Source organism: Marinobacter suaedae, assembly GCF_030519635.1.
GTDB lineage: Bacteria > Pseudomonadota > Gammaproteobacteria > Pseudomonadales > Oleiphilaceae > Marinobacter > Marinobacter suaedae.
Genome location: NZ_JAUMIS010000001.1, coordinates 810,078 through 829,539, shown reverse-complemented (window position 1 = coordinate 829,539; position 19,462 = coordinate 810,078). Strand labels below are relative to the sequence as shown.

Below are 19,462 nucleotides of genomic sequence, written 5' to 3'. Positions count from 1 at the left end.
GCTGATTAAGGATAAAGCGCAACCAACAACATAAGCAAAGTGTCATAGGGGCTCGGCCTCGCTACGAGGCCGAGAAGGTGAACCACCTTCACGGCTTTAGCCTGAAAACCTGGGAAGCCAGTCCTAGGCCCTCACAATTAACAGCAATCCAGTGACCAGCAACACACTATATACGGCCTTCCGAAACCGTGTTTCGTCAAGGCGGTGGTGGAAAAACTCTCCTGCCAGAACACCAACTACCAGCAAAGGCAGGTACCACACTAGCCGACCAAAACTGCTGATCAGGCTGCCATCAAACAGGTAAAGCACACTCAGGGTCAGATTCAGAGTAAACCAAACCGCTAGCAAGGTAGCGCGGGTGCGGCTTTTGTCTTGCTGAATACCGGTCAAAGCATAGACAAGCAGTGGGCCGCCGGAGGCGAACAGACCATGGGTAATTCCAGCGCCGAAGGTGAGAATGCGGCTGGTCGTCCGGCCGTGAAGCTCGGCCACATGGCCACTGAACAGTCGCCAGAGTTCCTTACCGGCAAACCACACTACCAGTGCGCCAAATAGCGCCTTGAGCAGGCTGGTCCCGAGCCAGGGCGTGAGCACATATCCGGTAAAAGTACCGGCTACCATCAATGGAAGAATCAGGGCTGTGAGAAGGTGCCAGTCGATGTGCTGGCGGTGTTTCCAGGTCAGATAGCCGCTCATGAACACGTTCAGGGGCACCAGTACTGGCAGCATTTCCGGAATAGGCAGAACTATGGCACCCAGGGACAGGGCGATGACAATAGAGCCGAACCCGGTTATGGCCTCAATGGTGTAGGCAAGCAATATGGCCAGGCCAAGCCAGAGCCATGGGTCATTCATGTGGCGGGTTCCCGTGTGAGGTCGTGGTTGCTGGTGCTGTACGGTCTGCAATGTCACCTGCGAATTTTCGGCGCACGACTCTAAGGTACAGCGATGGGGCAATGCGCCACAGAAGGCTGCCGAAACGGGATATTCGATCCGGCAGTAGCCAGCGCTTGCGACTGGCAAGGGCCACGGCGATTAATTGCGCAATATCATCCGCACTGGCCATGGTGCCAACGGTGGAGCGGGCATGAGTCGCCCTGTTGCCATCGGCCCCCAGGGCACTCTGCTCTATGGGCGTATCCAGAAAGCTGGGGTAGACCATGAGCAGATGAATGCCTTTGTGCTCCAGCTCCAGCCGAAGCACCTCAAAGAACTGGGTCAGGGCACTTTTGGCCGCGCAATATCCGGCCCGACCCGGCACCGGCATCCAGCCAGCCATGGAGCCTATGCAGATAATCTGACCTTTACTACGTTCCAGCAGCGGCAAGGCCAGCTGCGTCAGTTCCACTGGCCCCTGCCAGTCGACGGCCATTACTTTGCGGAATACATCTGGCTTTGTGCTGATAGCCGGGGAGCGGTGAGTAATGCCTGCGTTGTTTACCAGCAGGTCGAGGCGACCGAATGCAGCCTCCGTCTCCCGTACCAGGCGCTCAAGATCCGGTGTGTTGGTGACATCCACGGTAACAATATGCACTCGGGAGTCGTCGCCCAGTTCCGCCTGCCTTCGCAGCAAAGCATCAGCGTTGATATCCGCCAGCACGAGGCAGTGTCCGGCCTGGAACCAGTGTTGGGCCATGGCCCAACCCAGGCCGCTGGCGGCGCCGGTGATCAGAGTAACGGTCATAGATCGCCCTTCTTTCTCGCTTGTTCGATGAAGAACTCGAAGGTCTCAGCAGAGGTTTTTTCCAGTCGATAGCCGAACTCCTCCTTCAGCCGGCGGTTGCTCAAAACCGGTCGGTAACGGAGGAAGTTGACCTGCTCCGGACTTACCGGTTTACCCAGCCATTTGGCCACCTGCAATGCGCCTTTCACCACACTCGCAGGTATGGTCAGTAAGGACTTGTCCAGCCTGCGGGCGATCTCCTGAATGGTAAGGGCACCATCACCGGCCATGTTGTACCGGCCAACCCTGTCATCCCGTATGCCCTGCTCCATGGCTCCGATGACATCCTGGTCCCAGATAAACACGAACGGCGAGTTACTGCCTCGGATGGCCAACAGGCGCGGTGCCATAAACAGGCCGGTGATCTGGTTGCGGGTTTCTGCCCCCAGCACCGTGCCGGGTCGGAAGACCAGTTGCTGTAGTTCCGGGTGTTCGTCCAGGTATTTCCGCAGCAGTTCCTCCACCTGGCGCTTGTGGTCCGAGTAGGCAAACTCAGGGTTGCCCCGCAGAGGATCATCCTCATCGATCCAGGCCGGGTTGTCCGGGTGGTAACCGTAAGCGGCACCGGAGCTCGTGACGGTGATGTGCTTCACCTTGGCGGCGACACACGCCTGCAGTACGTTGCGGGTACCGTTTACGTCAATATCGTAGTCACGCTGTCGGTCTGGCGATGCCTGGAGTATCGACGCAAGGTGGATCACATGGGTAATCCGGTTTTCCGTCAGAGTGTGCACGAGCTTGTTGTCCCGCACATCCAGCACTTCCAGCGGGAAATTCAGGTCATCCCTTGTTCTTATATCGGTGCCAAGGACGAAATAATCCTTGGCGAGCCGCTTGCCCAGCTGGTGGCCAATGTAGCCGGCAGCGCCGGTAATGAGTATCCGTTTTTCTGTGGTCATGGGGTCAGGAGTATTGCTCAATTGGATTAGGGAGAGGTCGCCGGGCCCAGATCTGTGACAGGGTTAGGCCGGACACCAGGTGCCAGACGCCCCAGAAGGCAGTGATCAGCATCATGCCACCGGCATCAGGGAAGAAGGTAAACAGGATAACCAGCCCGAGTCCTGAGTTCTGGATGCCCACCTCCATGGTCACCGCACGCTGGTCCGGAACTGACAGCTTCATCAGCCGCGCCATGGCATAGCCTAGCCCCAGAGCCAGCAGGTTGTGCCCTACGACGAGCCAGAAGAAGCTATGGAAACGGGCCAGGAACAGCTCCATATTGTTCAGGAAGGCAATAGCCACGAACACCATGAAGATCAGCAGCGAGAGAACGCGCAGTGGCTTCTCGCTGCGCATGGCCAGTTTGGGAAACCGTCCGCCCGTGATCATGCCCAGTACCAGCGGCAAGGCCAGCACCAGTAACACCAGCAGCAGGATATTGCCCGGCTCCAGGGTAATTTCTTGAAGGTAGGCCCGGGTATGAGGGTTAAGCCAGCCGTAAAGGGCAAAGTTGAAGGGAGTCATCACCGTAGCCGCCAGACTGGAGACTGCCGACATACTCACTGACACCGCCACATTGCCCCTACCCAGCCAGGTCATGATGTTCGAAAAGCTGCCGCCGGGGCAGGAGGCCACCAGAATCATACCCAGTGCCAGGTCCGGGTCGATGCGGAAGAACCAGGTGAACATGCAGGTGGCCATGGGCAACAGGAAGAACTGGGCGAACAGTCCGGCCACTGGTGCACGAGGTATGGTGAGTACCCGCCGGAAGTCTGCCGGCTTCAAGGTCATGGACACCCCGAACATCATCAGCGCAAGAATGAGGTTCAAAAGAACCAGGCTGGTGGGGTCAAACTGCACCGTCATGGACGATTGCATACGACGTTACCCCTTACTGCTAGGTTCGAGGTCTGCAATGTGCCTGGCCAGGCTGTCCAAATAGGCGTCTTTGTTCACATAGTAGGCCATACGGGCCAGTTTGATGTAGTTGTAGCCACCGTCCAGCCGCTCCCCGGCACGGGTTTTCTTTTTCTGGCACAGGTCGGCGGCAGCAGCAGAGCCCCGCTGTTGTTCCCGGATGAACAGGGAAGCCAGCCGGGCCTGCTGGTTGCGGCCTTCCCAGCCCAGGCCGGTGGCCTCGACCATCCCCATGATGAACAGGTTGTCGTAATCCGGGTGCATCATGTTCTGGTACAGTTGGGGCGCGTCTTCGTGCTCAGGCCAGTTCAGGTGCTTCCGGTCGATGAACGGATAGTCCAGTAGATAACCGGTAGCCATCAGGATCAGGTCATAGTCTCCGGACTCGCCGTCGCGAAAGTGCACTGTATGGCCTTCGATCCGGTCGATGGACCTGCGAGGCTGGATGTCGCCATGACCGAGGTGGTGAAGAATCAGGGAGTTGATCACCGGGTGCGACTCGTACATAAGATATTCCGGGTCCGGTAAGCCGTAGTCGGATGGCTTGCCGATCACCATGCGCATCAGCCGGGCATCGAGCTTTTGTTTAATGGGGCGGGGCAGTTTCAACTTGCTACCGAGGGTATCGACCGGTCGACCGTTGATGAACTTGGGCAGGAAGTAGTAGCCCCGGCGCAGGCTCAAGTCCACCGAGCGGGCATGGTGCACGGCGTCCACCGCAATGTCCGCCCCGGAGTTGCCGCAGCCGATGATGAGCACGCGTTTGTTCTTGAAGACCTCCGGGCTTCGGTAATCGGCGGAATGCATCACCTCGCCGGCAAAGTCGCCAGGGAGTGTCGGCATGTTAGGGGTGTGCAGGGTCCCGTTGGCAATCATCACACCATCAAAGTTGCGGGTCTGTTGTTGCCCGTCATGTTCAGTAGTGATTGCCCACTGATCTCCGTCCGGTTCAACCCTGACCACCCGGGTATTGAACTCGTAGTGTTCCCGCAGGCCAAAATGATCCACGAAGTCCCGGAAATACGCTTTCAGCTCAATATGGCTTGGGTACTGGGCTACGGAATCCTTCATGGGGAACTCTGCGAATTCCGTCATCCGTTTTGATGAGATCAGATGGGCGGTATCGTACATGGTGCTGTGGGGGTTATCGATGTCCCACAGGCCACCCACGTCGCGGTGGAGTTCGAATCCGGTAAAGGGGATATTCTGCTTCTGAAGGTTGCGAGCACAGGCCAAGCCCATGGGGCCGGCGCCGATTACTGCGTACATAATGGTATTCCTGCTTTTATTGCTAAGTTGCTGCATCTTACGATTTCAAGCGCTGCTTTTTCTGACAAGAAGGGACACAAGTCATGACAATTCGAGCCATGACATGACGCTGCCGGAGCCGATTGCCTACAACTTGCTACTGTGCCAAAAGGTATGTCTGGCTTTGCAAGACAGGTTTTACATGCCGGAGTACGGAGTACGTAATCCATATATTCGGTACTTGGAGAAAGCTGAGGGGGAAAGTGCCGAGGGGAGGGCGCGAGGGGTAACCCCCTAATTTTTATCTATTTCTTCCTTCAATCATCTCGGGCTGTGAATGGTCGTCTTTGTCGGAGAGGAGCCGTCGGCGCAACTTGGCAGGAGAGGTGCCGGTCCAGCGTCTGAATGCCTTGGCGAATGAACTTTCGCCCGAGAAGCCCAGCGCGTCTGCAATATCAACAAGCCGCTCATGCCTCTGAAGACGCTCCAGAGCCAACCGGTGCAGCGTACTGTCACGCAAGGATTTGAACGAACAACCTTCCTCCGCCAATTTGCGGTTGAGGTGTCGGCCACTCAAGTTCATCTCCGCCGCAATACGATCCTTTCCCCAGCGTGGATGCCGCTCAATGAGTCGCTGAGTCTCAGCGCTCAAACCCTGGCACCCCAGTTCAGCCAATGTGCGGTCAGTAAGATGTCGAAGGTAGTTGTGCAGGTTATTGTTGGCCTGAACCAGAGGCAGGGCAAGCTGCTCTTCAGAAAAAACCAGTGAATTGTTTGCTGACTGGAAATAGGTCTTCACGCCCAACAGGCTGCTGTAGCTCTCTCTGGATGCCAGTGGCGAGTGCATGAAATGAAATTCGCTCACCTCAAATTTATCTCCACTGGCCCAGCGGCCCAGATTGAGAATCGCCGCCAGGGCCGCCTCCACTCGCTCTGCCTGACGCCTGGCAAGACGGGGCTGATAATGAATCGCGGCCTTGCCATCGTTTTTACGCACAAATATAAAGTCACCCCCTCCACCAACGATTGGAGCAACCACAGTCAGTTGTTGCAGCGCCTCTCCCAGTGTGGTGCAGGTCATCAGCAGAAGCCCCGCACTGTCAAGGTGACCAGGTTGCAGTTCGAGCCCGATACGAAGCCCGAACAATGGATCGTTGCTGGTTTTGCAACAGACATCCCAAAGCTGATCCAGTAACGCCAACGGAAGGCGATTATTCTGGTCAACCATTTGCTGGAGGGTTGGGGGAATTGCAAGGCCTGTACGTTCTGCGTATTGCGACAGCGCTTTGGCGTAAAGATTGTTGACTGTATTCATATTGCCATTCGTGGCTCGAATTTCCGCCTTACTGTCCTATTTAAACCGTCTTTGGGAAGGTCTGTTATTTATACTGGCCAATGCGATCGAACATAACAACAAGCCGGATACGTGTCCAGAACGACGGGAGAACGTGGTGGCAGCAGCGAGTGGTGGCGCACTGCTAGCGCTGATGATGCATCAGAAACCTCAAGGCTGATCAGTGTGCTCAATGGCGCCAGCTACACTGTCGGCATTATGAGTGCTATGAATGGCACCTCCAATCATCGTGTACACCAATAATGAGCAAAGCGACCTATAACAACAACGGAGAAACCTGCCAATGACAAGAAAAGCAGAACAATAGCACCACTGGATCAAATTGCCGCTGGCTGTAGCTGTTGCAGCGGGAGTATCCGGGCAGGCACCTATTCCTTCAATCAGGCAGACTGGGAACCCGTGCGGCCGGGCGACTGTGGCACTTTCTTTTCTACCAGCGATTTCGCCGCTGACGACTGTGGCCCCCGTACTTCTTGCAGGCCAATTGCCAGACTCGCAAGCGCAGGGCTTTATCGCTCCTCGACTGGGGAATAAAGAAGCGGATTCCAAGGATCAATTTGGCGTAGCGTTACGTTGGTAGGTGCCTGAACTGAATGATTCTGAAGTCGGTTTTTATTGCATCATCGGGTGCGGCTTGTGCGCGCACCCTTGAGAGACGGCGAGGGTCATGTGTATGCCAAGCGTGACCTATCCATATAGGAAGCTCCCGGCAAGCGGCGGTCATTGATCACTGCGATGGGCGTGGAGAACTCGGGTGCGTTGCTGAAGCGTTTTCCGACCTTAAGTGTTTCCGTCCGCCTCAAAAAGTGTTCGAGGCGGACAGCGCTGGTGAGCGCGCTGAAAGCACGCCCACGTCCTCAGACCAGATCTTTCGCCCGATGGTAGAGCATCCCGACAGCCAGCAGCGGCGAGCGGAATCTCCGGCCGCCAGGGAAGCGCATGTGATGGATGCTTTCAAACGTCAGCATCCGGTCGGACTCACCCGCGATGTGCTCGGCAATCACTCGCGCCGCCATATGCGTCGCATTGATGCCATGGCCGGAATAGGCCTGGGCAAAGTAGACGTTTTCCATCAGGCGGCCGATCTGCGGCATACGATTGGCGCCGATGCCGATCATGCCTCCCCACTGGTAGTCGACCTTGATGTCCTTGAGATAGGGAAAGACCTTGTCCATGTTCGGTTTCAGGGCGCCGACAATGGAGGCGGGATCGCGGCCGGAATAGTTGCACAGGCCGCCGAAGATCAGGCGGTTGTCGGCACTGAGGCGGTAGTAGTCTAGAGCCACCCGCTGGTCGCAGACGGCCATGTTCTGCGGCAGGAGTTTCCGCGCCAGATCTTCGGGCAATTGCTCGGTGGCAATCACGTAGCTGCCGGCCGGCAGGACCCGACCTTCAAGCTTGGGGTTGAGGCCCGCGACGTGGGCGTTGCCGCAGATAATCAGTTTGTCGCAGCGAACCGAGCCACTGGCCGTTTTCACGTGAACGGTTGGGCCGTACTCAATCTCGGTGACGGCCGACTGTTCAAATAACTGAGCACCGCAGTCCATGGCCGCTTTTGCTTCGCCAAGAACCAGGTTCAATGGATGCAGGTGGCCGCTGCCCATGTCCACCATGCCGCCGACATAGTTGTCGGAGCCGACAATGGTATGCAGCTCTTCCTTTTGAACCATGCGAACTTCGTGCGCATAGCCCATGCTTTCGAGCCAGGCCTTGTCTTCTTCCAGAGCCCTCAGTTGGCGGGGCTTGTGGGCAACATCGCAGTAGCCCATGACCAGATCACAGTTGATGTCGTAGCGTTTGATGCGTTCGCGCACAATGTCGACGGCTTCCAGTCCCATCTTCTTGATGGAATCAACGCCGGAGCGTCCGATCTGGTTTTCAAACTTGTCGACGTCCTCGCCAATGCCCCGGATCATCTGCCCGCCGTTCCGCCCGGTGGCGCCCCAGCCGATCTGGTAGGCTTCGAGCAGGACAACCTTGTGGCCGCGCTCCGCCAGTTCCAGGGCGGTATTCACGCCGCTGAATCCGCCGCCGATGACGCAGATTTCTGTCTGAATGTCCTCCGCCAGGCTGGAGAGGTTCAGGTTCAGATTTTTACTGGCGGCATAGTAGGAGTCGGGATAGGTGGGGCGATGGGTCTTTGGGTTCAGCATCATCTCTCGGCCGATTTTTACTGCAGGGACTGGTGAATATTTTGAACGATCTTAACAAAGCTATGTGGGATAACAAGGCATAATTGTTAATTATTATTGACAACTGTTCTTGATTTTGGTCAATTGAAGTCGTGCTGACCGTTAGAAAATCACTTCACGAATTGGGAAAGGAGCAAGCCGTTGGATGATGTAGGTAGCCAGCTGCGCGCCGTGCGCCAAGCCGCTGGGCTTTCACAACGAGAGCTGGCCAAACGAGCTGGTGTCACCAACTCAATGATCTCCATGATCGAAAAGAACAAGGTCTCACCGAGCGTCGGCTCGCTGAAAAAAGTCCTGTCAGGCATCCCCATTTCGTTACTCGATTTCTTCATGACCGAGGAAGCCGAACATCCCTCGGCGCCCGTGGTGTATCGCCGGGATGAGATGCAGTCTATTGATGCCGAAGACGGCATTCTCTGGAAGCTTGTCGGCAACAACTTTCCAAACCGAAAAATGGCCTTCATGGAAGAGCGCTATCCGCCGGGCTCCGATACCGGACGAGAGCTGTTTGAGCACGAGGGAGAGGAAGCCGGACTGATCATCTCCGGAAAGCTGGAGCTGACCATTGACGGCCAGGATTACGTATTGGAGCCCGGCGACGGTTACTACTTCGAAACCACCCGACCACATCGCTTCCGCAACCCGTTCGAAGAAACCTGTGTGCTGGTGTCTGCGTTAACGCCACCCAAGCTCTGATATCTCTCGGCGGGGGTTCGTTGAATCATCCCCGGTAGCCCGGATCTGTTCGGCGCGAACTTTCCGCAATTCGGGCCTGTTCCGGATTAAGCCTCGCTAGGCGGCGATCGACGACGTCAGCATATCGATCGTGTGGCGGATCAGCTGCTCGGCGGGAAAGTCCGGATTGCCTTCGCCGATTTCCGACTGGCAGAGAAGAATGACCCCGTGGAGGGCGCCGCGCAGATACAGGGCGGTCTGGAGGGGGTTGGTGATGCGCTCCCGGTTGATCGTGCCGTCCTCAAGCCCCAGTTCAATGGCTCCCGCCATAAGCTCCATCAGATCGGATTCGGAGCAGAGCATTGCTTCAGCCTGGTTCTCGTCGGCATCTGCCATGGCGGTTGACGCCGTCGTCAGCGCCGAGAAATAGTCCGATTCCTCCAGATAGAAGCGATAGTAGGACTCTCCAATCGCCCGAACCTGATCCAAGCCGTTATCGGCGGTCTGTCTCGCCTCTTCAAATCGCCGGAACAGGCTGTGCCCGGCCCTGACCATGATGCCCCGCTGTATTGCCGCCTTGTCCTTGAAGTACACATACAACAACGCCCGGCTCAGGCTCGCTGTGCGGGCGATATCGTCCATAGACGTGCGTTCGTACCCCTTTTCAGAAAACACGAGTTCTGCCGCGTCCAGAATGGCGTCGTAGCGGGCCTGCTTTTCTCGTTCCCGGCGGGTTTTCAGGGTATCGGTCATGGAATGCGTCCGTTTTACTGCGATTGTTCGGAATTTTAGTTGAATAGATTAAATACTGAACGTTGACAAAGTGTCAATAAGTGACATCATGTCCGAATATTCATTCGGGTGTCCGACGGAGAGGGCATTCGCCACCGAACAGAGCAGGGATGAAAGGACGAGCCATGAAACCACGAGCCAAACTTTACGCTGCAACCCTTCTGATTGTGTTTCCGTGGATACTCGCCGGCTGCAAGGCTGGTGATGTCAGTGCGGGATCGACGCCCGAGGCGGTAACGGTGCGGGTCGCGGAAGTGACCGGGGGTGAGTCCACGGGTGTGCCCCTGAGGTTTTCCGGCATTGTTCGGGCCAGTCAGCGGGCAACGCTGACCTTCCAAGTCAGTGGGCGGCTGGAAGAGCAGGCGGTGGAGCTGGGGCAGAAAGTGGCGGCGGGCGATGTGCTGGCCCGAGTCTATAGTCCGGCATTGGCGCCTGCGCGGGACTCCGCAAAGGCCCGGTTGGCGGAGCTGAATACGCAGTACGAACAGGCGCGTCGGGAGTGGTTGCGTTCAAATCGCCTGCATGAGCGGGGCGTGGTTTCCGAACAGAGCCTCGAACAGATTGCCGCCCGCCGGGATGCCCTGAAAGCGAGCGTGGCAACGGCCAAAGCCTCGCTCGCAGAAGCCACGCAGCTGTTGGAAGAAAGCACTCTGCGGGCCCCGTTTGCCGGCCGGGTGGAAGCGTTGCTGGTGGAGCGGGACGAATTTGTGGCGGCCGGCCAACCGGTGATGCGGCTGTCCTCACCCCAAGGCAGGGAAGTCGAGGTCCGGGTGCCTGCCTATTTGCTGGATCACGTTGCCCTTGGGCAGGCGTTATCCATCTGGTCCGTACAGGATCGAAGCCTGCCGGTGCTCACCGGTTCGGTACTGGAAATCGCCCAGGCCGGAGCCATTCGCGGTGAACTCCACCCGATACTGGTCAGCCTGCCGGTCGATTCCCTGGAGCCGGGTGAGCCGGTGGAAGTGGGCATTACGCCCGAGGGTACTGCCGCTGCATCCGTACCGTTGGTGGCGGTGACCCGAACGGCAGAGGGCACGGGGGTGTTCCGGATTCGTGATGGCCAGGCTCTTCGGGTTCCGGTCACCGTGGATCGGATTCTGGGCGAGCGTGCCCTGGTCAGTTCCGACGCTCTGGTTCCGGGCGACCAGGTGGTCTACGCCGGCATGACCCGTCTGACCGACGGGGATCGGGTGGAGGTGCACTGATGGTCCGTTACCTTCTCCGCTGCCAGCGCCTGCTGGGCATGGTGGTCACCATGCTCTGCCTGCTGGGAATTGCAGCGTACGTCACCATGCCCCGGCAAGAAGATCCCTCATTCCCTTACCGGGCCGGTATGGTCACGGTCAGCTACCCCGGCGCCAGCGCCGATGCGGTCGAGCGTCTGGTCATGCGTCCCCTGGCGGATGAACTTCGTCAGGTCGAAGAGGTCGACTTTGCCCAGGGTACCGCCCGCACCGGCGTTGCCCTTGTCCGGGTGCGTCTGCATGACGACATCTACGAAACCGATGCCGCCTGGGACCGGGTGCGCCTTGCCATGGATCGTGCCCGTCAGGACTTCCCCGATGACGTCGGCCAGATGTCCCTGGATGACCGGCTCATTGATATCCCGGCCATCGTGCTGGCGGTTGGTGGCTCGCCCTCGGTGACAGAGCTGTCCTCAGTTGCTGAACGTCTGAAACAGGAATTGCTGGACATTCAGGGCGTGTCCCGGATCGAACTGGATGGCGATGCGGACGAGCAGATTACCCTGGCGCTGGATGACGCCGCCCTGTATCGGCTGGGTATCTCACCCACACGGGTGATGGACACCCTGGCGCGACGGAACCAGACCATTCCGGGTGGTTTTGTGGTGGTGGACGGCCGCCGCCTGTCGGTACTGCCGAACAGCGAATTTGCCGATATCGAGGCCATTCGGGCCACGCCTATCGAACTGCCGGACGGCTCCCAGGTGCCCCTGGCTGCCGCCGCCGAAGTCTGGCGTGGGCCGGTTGAGCCCCGGCAGCCGGAAACCTGGTTCGACGGTGAGCGAGTGGTGCTGGTAAACCTCATCATGGAGGAGGGCAGTACCGATGCCATCCGCTTTGGTGAGCGGGTCCGTGAGCGACTGGACCTGATCCGGTCAGAGTTTGAGCCTTACGACATTCGGGAAATGTTTTTCCAGCCGGACAAGGTGGAAGACCGCCTGGATAACCTGGCCTGGAGCCTGCTGTTCTCGGTGATGATCATCGTGACCGTGGTGTTCCTTGGTATGGGCATTCGTATGGGGCTGCTGGTGGCGTCCATTCTGCCCATGGTGGCCATGATCAGCGTCGGGCTGTACGACCTGGGAGGCGGGGTTCTGCATCAGATTGCGGTGATCGGCATGGTCATCTCGCTGGGCATTCTCATCGACAACGCCATTGTCATCGTAGAGAACATTCAGGGGCATCTGGAAGCTGGCATGGCACGCCTGGATGCCCTTAAGACCGCTATTGCGGAACTGGCCGGACCGCTGGGCGCGTCTACCGCCACCACGCTGGCAGCCTTTGCGCCCTTGTTGCTAGCGACCGGGGGCACCGCCGACTTTACCCGGGGTATCCCGGTTATGATCATGCTGACCCTTTCGGTGAGCTACCTGCTGGCTATTTCCGCGGTTCCCCTGCTGGCGGTGCGCTTCCTGAAGCCCAGAGCGCAGACTGGCAAGGATCGGTTAGCCGGGCTGGCGGTGTTTCTTGGCCAGCTGGTGGCTCGTTACCCCGGCCGGCTGATCGCCGTAGGTGGTCTGCTGGTTGTCGTGAGCATGGCCATGGCGCCGTTTATGGCGAAACAGTTTTTCCCGAATGCCGATCGGCCTCGGGTGATTGTCGAAATGTACATGCCCGAGGGGACGGACCAGGAGCGCACGGCCGAGGCTGCGGCCAAGCTTGAGCGTGCTATCCGGACCCAGCCGGATGCCCTGGAAGTGCATCGGTTTGTTGGCTTTTCAGGCCCTGCGTTCTATTACAATCTGCAGCGTGCGCCCCAGGCACCGAACCGGGCGAGACTGGTTGTGCGCACCCCGGCCCTGGAAGATACCGCGGAAATGATGGAATGGGTAAGAGCCTTCGTGAAGGAGGACATGCCCGAACTGGATGTGAGTGTCAGCATACTGGGGCAGGGGCCTCCCCGGGCGGCACCGGTCGAGATCCGGCTCTACCATCCGGATGACGCGGTTCGCACCCGGGCGGTGGAGCAGGTGTTTTCGATCCTTCGGAATGTGGAAGGCACGGCGGACGTCCGCAATGACATCGATCTGGGTGTGCCCAGTATCGCGATCAATGTGGATGATGCCTCGGCAGCCCGTTACGGGCTGACCCGTGCCGATGTAGCCCAGAGCCTGTACGGGCAGAGTTTCGGGGTGGTCGCTGAGCGTTACCGGCAGGAAGACGATCCGATCCCGCTGGTCCTCCGGTCCCGTGAAGGCACGGCGTTACCCTTGTCCCGCCTGTTGTCTGTGAACATCTACAACGACCGTGGCGATGCGGTGCCCTTGTCGGCCATTGCGTCGGTGGACACCACCTGGGAGCCAGCGGTGAGCTACCTGCGAGACGGCGTGCGGACCAATACGGTCACCGCCAACCTGCTGACCGGTTACAGTTTCAGTCAGGCACTGGATGGCCTCAACCAGGGGCTGGAGAGCAATCCGTTGCCCGGCGGGACACGGATGGAACTGGGTGGCGATGCAGAAGGATCCGGCGATGCCAACACCGCACTGCTCACTGCCGCACCCATTGGCGTGCTTCTGCTGCTGTTCTTCCTGCTGCTGCAGTTCAACTCGTTCCGCCGGGTGGGCATTATTCTGCTGACGGTGCCACTGGCTGCCGTGGGCATTATTCCCGGGCTGGTGCTGTCCGGCTCGCCCTTTGGCTTCCAGTCGATGCTGGGGGTGATTGCCCTGGTGGGCATCGTGGTGAACAACGCCATTGTCTTGCTGGATGTGATGGACCGGAAACTGACGGAAGGTAAGGGGATTCGGGATGCGGTGCGCATCGCCGTCGAGCAGAGAACCCGGCCGATATTGCTGACCACGGCGACGACCGTTGCCGGACTCTTGCCGCTGGCCTTCTCCAGTTCAACTCTCTGGCCGCCCATGGCCTGGGCCATTATCTCCGGCCTGCTGGCGTCCACCATGCTCACGCTGCTGATGATCCCTGCCTTGTGCAGCAAGGTCATCAGCACCCGTGTACCAGAGCCGGTGAACGCTCCGGCCTGATCGTCTGTCTGATCAGGCTTGCTCGTTACCGAGGGGCCTGATCAGCAGTCCTACCCGTTGGCCAACCGGCACCTTGCGGTTCGGGAAGACGATGGATTCCGGAATGTCGCCTACCCGGTAGCTGGTTTCGTTGTCTTCCCAGATCACCTCGCCGGTGGCGTACTCGGTGAAGTTGGCGACATCGTCCGGAATGTGGAACTGGAAGCTGTCGCCGGTGTTCAGAATTTCAAAGACCACCTTGAATACCGTCATCCGGTCGCTGTCCTGGGCGGGTGCCGGCTGGCCCCGGAAACGGCGGCGCAGGGCATCCCGGATGCCGGTGAAGCGGTTCACGTCGTTCTCGCCGAACGGGCGGACCTTGCCCAGTTCGATAGTGAAACTCTCGGCACCCAGCTGGGAGGATGTGAAGGATGAGAACGTGGTGCCCTCTTTGTGTTGCAGCAGCAGGGTGTCCACGTCGGCTTCCAGCAGGAAGTCGCACTGGTCCTTGGGCGCGTTGCGGCCTTCCACAAACGGATACAGGGCGAACTTCTCCCTTTGGGACGGCCGGATTGCGGTGTGCAGGTCGTAGTGGTTCAGGGCGCCCTCATGGCGGCTGGCGAAATCCCGGCAGAAGTCTTCGAGCTGTTTGGCCCGGGCCGCCTCGGGTAGACCCTGGTACTCCGGTTTGCCGTGGGCGCCATGGAACAGCCGGTTCATGTTCGCTTCGGTAAATCGATCACCCTGGACCATGGCTGGCGGGTTGCCCAGTATCAGCAGCAGCGGGCAGGCCACCTGCCATTCGCCGTTCAGCAACTCACTGACCAGACCGTTCAGTACTTCAATCGGAGCGGTTTCGTTACCGTGTACACCTGCGGAGATGATCAGGGCTTCATTGTTGGGGTTTGGTCTGTCCGCTGGCGGGATGACTTCCAGAACGCCCAGTGCCTTGCGGTTAATCCGGGTGCCGTCGGCCAGTTGCGTATGGGTTTCCGTAATGTCTTTCGAGGCGTGCTCAAGGGTATGCGCGAGCCAGTCTGAGGCCGTGTCGAAAAGGGTGTGATCAATCGTCATGGTGCGTCCCCGTCATGATCGATAGGAGAGCAGGGTGTTGCTTGCCTGGGATTCAGTCCGAAATGGTTCAGGAGTTGGGTTCAGAGACCCGAAGACAGGTAGATGGTTCCCGGGGGGCAACACCCTGCCAGCCCGGGAACCATACCGAACGGCTGCTCCCTCAGGAGCTGCCGGCCGGGCGCTGGTGCCGCAGGAGGTGGTTTTCCAGCTTGCGGAAGAGGAATACCAGCAGGAACGTCAGTGCCATGTAGATCAGCGCCACCGCAATAAAGGCATCAAACGGCGCGTAGAAGCGCGAGTAGATGTTTCTCGCTGCGCCGGTCAGGTCGACGATGGTCACCACACTGGCAATCGCACTGGAATGCAGCATGAAGATGACCTCGTTGGAGTAGGCCTGAACCGCTCGACGTGCCGCGCTCGGCAGGATGATGCGGCGCATGCGCATGAACCAGTTCATGCCATAAGCCTTGGCTGCTTCGATCTCACCGTTTGGTGTAGCCACGATGGCGCCCCGAATGATCTCGGTGGTGTAGGCTGCGGTGTTCAGGACAAAGGCCAGCAGAGCCGGGTAGAACGGTTCTTTGAAAATATCCCACCAGAAGGTGTCCTGGATGCCGGGAATCTGCGCGATGCCGTAGTAAATGATGTACAGCTGGATCAGCAGTGGTGTGCCCCGGAATACATAGGTAAAGATCCACACCGGGCCGGACACAAAATGGTTTTTGCTGGTCCGCATGATGGCCAGCGGGATGGCCAGAATCAGGCCGATCACCAGGGACAGAAAGACCAGTTGAACCGTACTCACCAGACCATCCCAGTATTCCATCATGGTCATGGCGGTGAAAATTTCGTTTTGATTCAGCCACTCGGTAATAAATTCAGGCATGTCTTATCCCCCCTTAACCACGCCGGCATTCGCCCGCTTGTCGAGCCACTTGATGAACAGCTCGGAGCCGGCTGTCAGCAGCAAGTACATCGCCGCTACGGGAATAAAGAAGTGGAACGGCATGCGCTCGGCCTTGGCCGCTTCCTCGGCAACCCGGACCATGTCAGTCAGGCCAATGATGGATACCAGTGCCGTGGTTTTCAGCAGTACCTGCCAGTTGTTGCCCAGGCCGGGGAGGGCGTGGCGCAGCATCTGCGGGAACATGATCCGCCGGAAGGTGTGCCAGTTGGAAAATCCGTACGCCTTGGCCGCTTCAATCTGACCTTTTTCCACCGCCAGGAACGCGCCCCGGAAGGTTTCGGTCATGTATGCGCCAAAGATCAGGCCAATGGTCACGACGCCTGAAATGAACGGATTGAACTGGAAGAAGAAATCAATCTCGTACTTGTCCCAGAGAAAATCCGACAGGTTGTTCACTGCCACCTGGCCGCCGTAATAGAACAGCAGCATCATGACCAGGTCAGGTACACCTCGGATGAGGGTTGTGTACGCCGTTGCGATGCCTCTGGCTACCCGGTTGTTAGACAGCTTGGAGGACGCACCTATCAAGCCAATGAATAACGCCAGGGCTAGGGAGAGGAAGGCCAGTTCAACGGTAACAATGGCCCCTTCAAAGAGAGCCGGGCCATAGCCTTTCAGATCGAGCATGGAATAGTCCGGTAGGTCAGGGGTGGCCTAGGCGGCCACCCCCGGAGGTTTACATCTTGATGTCGTAGCTGAAGTACTTCTGCATGATGGTGTCGTAGGTACCATCGTTTTTCAGCTTCTTCAGGGCGGCGTTTACTTTGCCGGCCAGGTCTTTGTCACGCTGACGCATGGCAACGCCGACACCTTCGCCCAGCTTCACAGGCTCACCAACTTCTTTGAAGCCTTCTTTGCTCAGGATGGTCTGTTCACCAACCGGGTAGTCAACGAAGACTACGTCCAGACGCTGACCTTCGAGGTCCAGCACCATGTCGTCGGCGGTGGTGTAACGCTTGATGGTTACCACGTCAGCCATTTCTTCGGTCACGTAAGTGTCCATGGTAGTGCCGCGCTGAACACCAACGGTCTTGCCCTTCATGGCTTCCATGTCGGTTACGTCGGTGTTGAAGTCGGTACGGCCGAACCAGCCACCCGGGGTGTTGTAGTACGGCTCGGAGAACAGAACACGCTCAGCACGCTCAGGGGTGATGGACATGGAGGACATGATGGCGTCGAACTTACGAGCCAGCAGTCCCGGGATCATGCCGTCCCAAGCCTGGATAACAAATTCGCAGTCGGCCTTCATCTGTTCGCACATGGCTTCAGCCAGTTCTACTTCAAAGCCGGTCAGTTCGCCGTTCTCATCTTTGTATTCGAACGGTGCGTAAGGCACGTCAAATGCGATGCGAACTTCTTTCCAGTCTTTTGCCTGAACGGTGCCGGCCGCCATGGCCAGGGCACAACTTGCTGCAACAAACAGTTTTTTCATGTGTCACTTCTCCTAGTGGTCTGCCTTTTCGGCTTATTTCTTATGAAAATTTCACACTAAAGCTCGTGATCAAGATAGCACCGGGAATCAGAACTTGGGAGCAAGGAATTGCTTCATCCGTTCGGAATCCGGGTTATCAAACACCTTGTCAGGGGTGCCTTGTTCCTCGATCTTGCCTTGGTGTAAATACAGGACCTGCGTTGACACATCCCTTGCAAACGCCATCTCGTGGGTAACCACGATCATGGTCCGGCCTTCCTCGGCCAGGCTCTGCATGACCTTAAGGACTTCACCAACCAGCTCAGGGTCCAGGGCAGAAGTCGGCTCATCGAACAGCATGACTTCCGGCTCCATGGCCAGAGCACGGGCAATCGCTGCACGCTGCTGCTGACCGCCAGACATCTGGGCGGGGTAGTAGTCCTTACGCTCATAGATGCCTACCTTTTGCAGGTAAGCCTCTGCGCGTTCGATCGCCTCTTTCTTGGGAACCTTCAGCACGTTAACCGGTGCTTCAATGATGTTCTCCAGAACCGTCATGTGGGACCAGAGGTTGAAGCTCTGGAACACCATGGACAGTTTTGAGCGAATCTGTTCCACCTGCCGGTTATCCGCCGGTACACGCTCGCCGCGACGATTCTCGGTGAACCGGATAGGGTCACCGTGGACAATAATGTCGCCGGAAGTGGGGGTTTCAAGAAGGTTGATGCACCGCAGGAAAGTACTCTTTCCGGAACCCGAACTTCCAATAAGGGAGACAACGTCTCCTTTGCGGGTTTCCAGGGACACGCCCTTCAAGACTTCAAGTTCGCCGAAGGTTTTGTGGATATCCCTGCAGATCAAAGGCGCTTGGTCCGCCATGGGTAGCTCCTGAAGCTGTCATTTAAAGCCGCATGTTTTACGGATTGAGTTGATAGAAATCAAGACCTGAAATGCAGGGTTTTGTTTCAGAACCCCGCTGTAAGGCCCGTCCCTACAGGCTTCGTCATTCGGGCCAATCCCGCGCCACAATTGGCTCACAGGCTTGTCAAGTGCTGCTGATCGGGCGATGTTTTCATGGCTGGCATCCGGATGACTTCCCGCCCTTCCATCTCCAGCTTCTTCATAGCATTGCTCACAAAACGTACATGAGCAACGGCTGCTTTTTGAGCAGCATTGGCTTTTCCCGCCAGAATGGCGTTATAGAGTTGCTTGTGCTGGCGGATGATCTGTCCGCGCATTTCCTGGCGCGGGTTGAGATTCACTACGGACGCATGGACTGTCATCAGCATCATGTTCTTCAGGCTGCTCAGCACGTGCACAAGCACCGGGTTGTGGGAGGCTTCGACGATGGCCTGGTGAAAATTGTGGTCGGGCCGGGCGTTGCTGAGCGGGTCGGTTTCTTCCAGCGCCCGAAAGGCCTTGGAAATGCGGTGTTTGTCCAGACTGGTCGCCCGCTGCGCCGCCAGATAGGCCGCTTGTCCCTCCAGCTGTTCCCGGACTTCCAGCAAGTCGTATAGGGTGCGTGGGTGCCCTTCATATAGATGCATCAGGGGGCTCTGCTCGTTCAGTTCCTCCGGTTCCGGAACCATGCTGGCAACAAAGGAACCCTTGCCGTGCCGGGTTTCGATAACGCCACGCCCCTGCAATTCGTGCAGGGCTTCCCGAATCACTGAGCGGGACACTCCCAGTCGCGACGACAATTGCCGTTCGGAAGGGATTTTTTGTCCCGGAGCCAGCCCTCCATCAAGGATGAGTCGTTCCAGTCGGTATGAAATTTCCTGGGAAATAGCCATGAATGATTCCATGATTGCGTGCTGGTCTGACCAGTGAGGCGGCACATAGTCAGCCGGTGTTGTTGTTCTGTTTCCGGGCCAGAGCGCTGTAAATATGGCTGATTTAAGGGAATTCGTCCATTTTCCTGATTGGAAAAACTGGTCTGACCAGTTCCCTGTTTACTGG

The 19,462-nt window shown here is 57.9% G+C and carries 17 protein-coding genes and 1 pseudogene; 4 read left to right on the top strand and 14 right to left on the bottom strand.

The window, feature by feature from the left end:
• Nucleotides 1–123: 123 nt before the first annotated feature.
• The 6 genes from QVZ43_RS03855 to QVZ43_RS03830 form a co-directional block, all read right to left on the bottom strand.
• Nucleotides 124–855, bottom strand: coding sequence for a sulfite exporter TauE/SafE family protein (locus tag QVZ43_RS03855; protein WP_302908942.1), 732 nt, complete (start codon nucleotides 853–855; stop codon nucleotides 124–126).
• Nucleotides 848–1,684: an SDR family oxidoreductase gene (locus QVZ43_RS03850; protein WP_302908941.1), complete on the bottom strand. Its 837-nt coding sequence runs from the start codon at nucleotides 1,682–1,684 to the stop codon at nucleotides 848–850. Before QVZ43_RS03850 ends, QVZ43_RS03855 begins: the two co-directional genes overlap by 8 nt.
• Nucleotides 1,681–2,622 carry an SDR family oxidoreductase gene (locus QVZ43_RS03845; RefSeq protein ID WP_302908940.1) on the bottom strand — a complete coding sequence of 314 codons (942 nt, stop codon included), beginning with the start codon at nucleotides 2,620–2,622 and terminating at the stop codon, nucleotides 1,681–1,683. The genes QVZ43_RS03850 and QVZ43_RS03845 overlap by 4 nt, the downstream gene beginning before the upstream one ends.
• A 4-nt stretch (nucleotides 2,623–2,626) precedes the next feature.
• Nucleotides 2,627–3,541 carry a bile acid:sodium symporter family protein gene (locus QVZ43_RS03840; protein WP_223794460.1) on the bottom strand — a complete coding sequence of 305 codons (915 nt, stop codon included), beginning with the start codon at nucleotides 3,539–3,541 and terminating at the stop codon, nucleotides 2,627–2,629.
• Nucleotides 3,542–3,547: 6 nt separating this feature from the next.
• Nucleotides 3,548–4,849, bottom strand: a complete 1,302-nt coding sequence (locus QVZ43_RS03835) for a flavin-containing monooxygenase (protein WP_302908939.1) — start codon at nucleotides 4,847–4,849, stop codon at nucleotides 3,548–3,550.
• A 280-nt stretch (nucleotides 4,850–5,129) separates the two neighbouring features.
• Nucleotides 5,130–6,143, bottom strand: coding sequence for an AraC family transcriptional regulator (locus QVZ43_RS03830; RefSeq protein ID WP_302908938.1), 1,014 nt, complete (start codon nucleotides 6,141–6,143; stop codon nucleotides 5,130–5,132).
• A 411-nt stretch (nucleotides 6,144–6,554) separates the two neighbouring features.
• On the opposite strand from QVZ43_RS03830, the pseudogene QVZ43_RS03825 reads away from it, so the two are divergent.
• Nucleotides 6,555–6,759 (top strand): annotated as a pseudogene (locus tag QVZ43_RS03825) (DUF1302 family protein); the annotation flags it as partial.
• Nucleotides 6,760–7,039: 280 nt separating this feature from the next.
• Here the strand turns inward: QVZ43_RS03825 and QVZ43_RS03820 are convergent.
• Nucleotides 7,040–8,332 (bottom strand): NAD(P)/FAD-dependent oxidoreductase, encoded by a 1,293-nt coding sequence (locus tag QVZ43_RS03820; RefSeq protein ID WP_420890902.1) that lies wholly within the window; start codon nucleotides 8,330–8,332, stop codon nucleotides 7,040–7,042.
• 183 nt (nucleotides 8,333–8,515) lie between these two features.
• Here QVZ43_RS03820 and QVZ43_RS03815 point away from each other — a divergent pair, with 183 nt between their 5' ends.
• Nucleotides 8,516–9,070, top strand: a complete 555-nt coding sequence (locus tag QVZ43_RS03815; protein WP_302908936.1) for a cupin domain-containing protein — start codon at nucleotides 8,516–8,518, stop codon at nucleotides 9,068–9,070.
• A 96-nt stretch (nucleotides 9,071–9,166) separates the two neighbouring features.
• Here QVZ43_RS03815 and QVZ43_RS03810 read toward each other — a convergent pair whose 3' ends face one another.
• Nucleotides 9,167–9,802, bottom strand: a complete 636-nt coding sequence (locus tag QVZ43_RS03810; RefSeq protein WP_302908935.1) for a TetR/AcrR family transcriptional regulator — start codon at nucleotides 9,800–9,802, stop codon at nucleotides 9,167–9,169.
• Between the two features lie 164 nt (nucleotides 9,803–9,966).
• Between QVZ43_RS03810 and QVZ43_RS03805 the strand changes: the two genes are divergently transcribed.
• Nucleotides 9,967–11,046 carry an efflux RND transporter periplasmic adaptor subunit gene (locus QVZ43_RS03805; protein WP_302908934.1) on the top strand — a complete coding sequence of 360 codons (1,080 nt, stop codon included), beginning with the start codon at nucleotides 9,967–9,969 and terminating at the stop codon, nucleotides 11,044–11,046.
• Nucleotides 11,046–14,072 (top strand): efflux RND transporter permease subunit, encoded by a 3,027-nt coding sequence (locus QVZ43_RS03800; RefSeq protein WP_302908933.1) that lies wholly within the window; start codon nucleotides 11,046–11,048, stop codon nucleotides 14,070–14,072. Before QVZ43_RS03805 ends, QVZ43_RS03800 begins: the two co-directional genes overlap by 1 nt.
• A 12-nt stretch (nucleotides 14,073–14,084) precedes the next feature.
• On the opposite strand, the gene astE is transcribed toward QVZ43_RS03800, so the two are convergent.
• The 6 genes from astE to QVZ43_RS03770 form a co-directional block, all read right to left on the bottom strand.
• Entirely contained in the window at nucleotides 14,085–15,125 is a 1,041-nt protein-coding gene (gene astE / locus QVZ43_RS03795; RefSeq protein WP_302908932.1) for a succinylglutamate desuccinylase, read from the bottom strand.
• A gap of 160 nt (nucleotides 15,126–15,285) precedes the next feature.
• Nucleotides 15,286–16,011 (bottom strand): ABC transporter permease, encoded by a 726-nt coding sequence (locus QVZ43_RS03790; protein WP_302908931.1) that lies wholly within the window; start codon nucleotides 16,009–16,011, stop codon nucleotides 15,286–15,288.
• Nucleotides 16,012–16,014: 3 nt separating this feature from the next.
• Nucleotides 16,015–16,719, bottom strand: a complete 705-nt coding sequence (locus QVZ43_RS03785; RefSeq protein WP_302908930.1) for an ABC transporter permease — start codon at nucleotides 16,717–16,719, stop codon at nucleotides 16,015–16,017.
• Between the two features lie 49 nt (nucleotides 16,720–16,768).
• Nucleotides 16,769–17,524, bottom strand: coding sequence for an ABC transporter substrate-binding protein (locus QVZ43_RS03780; protein WP_223794449.1), 756 nt, complete (start codon nucleotides 17,522–17,524; stop codon nucleotides 16,769–16,771).
• An 87-nt stretch (nucleotides 17,525–17,611) separates the two neighbouring features.
• A complete protein-coding gene (locus tag QVZ43_RS03775) occupies nucleotides 17,612–18,382 on the bottom strand; it encodes an ABC transporter ATP-binding protein (RefSeq protein ID WP_223794448.1) in 771 nt (256 codons plus the stop codon).
• A 155-nt stretch (nucleotides 18,383–18,537) separates the two neighbouring features.
• The gene (locus QVZ43_RS03770; protein WP_302909640.1) at nucleotides 18,538–19,296 is read right to left on the bottom strand and encodes an FCD domain-containing protein; all 759 of its coding nucleotides are present in this window, start codon (nucleotides 19,294–19,296) and stop codon (nucleotides 18,538–18,540) included.
• Nucleotides 19,297–19,462: the final 166 nt, after the last annotated feature.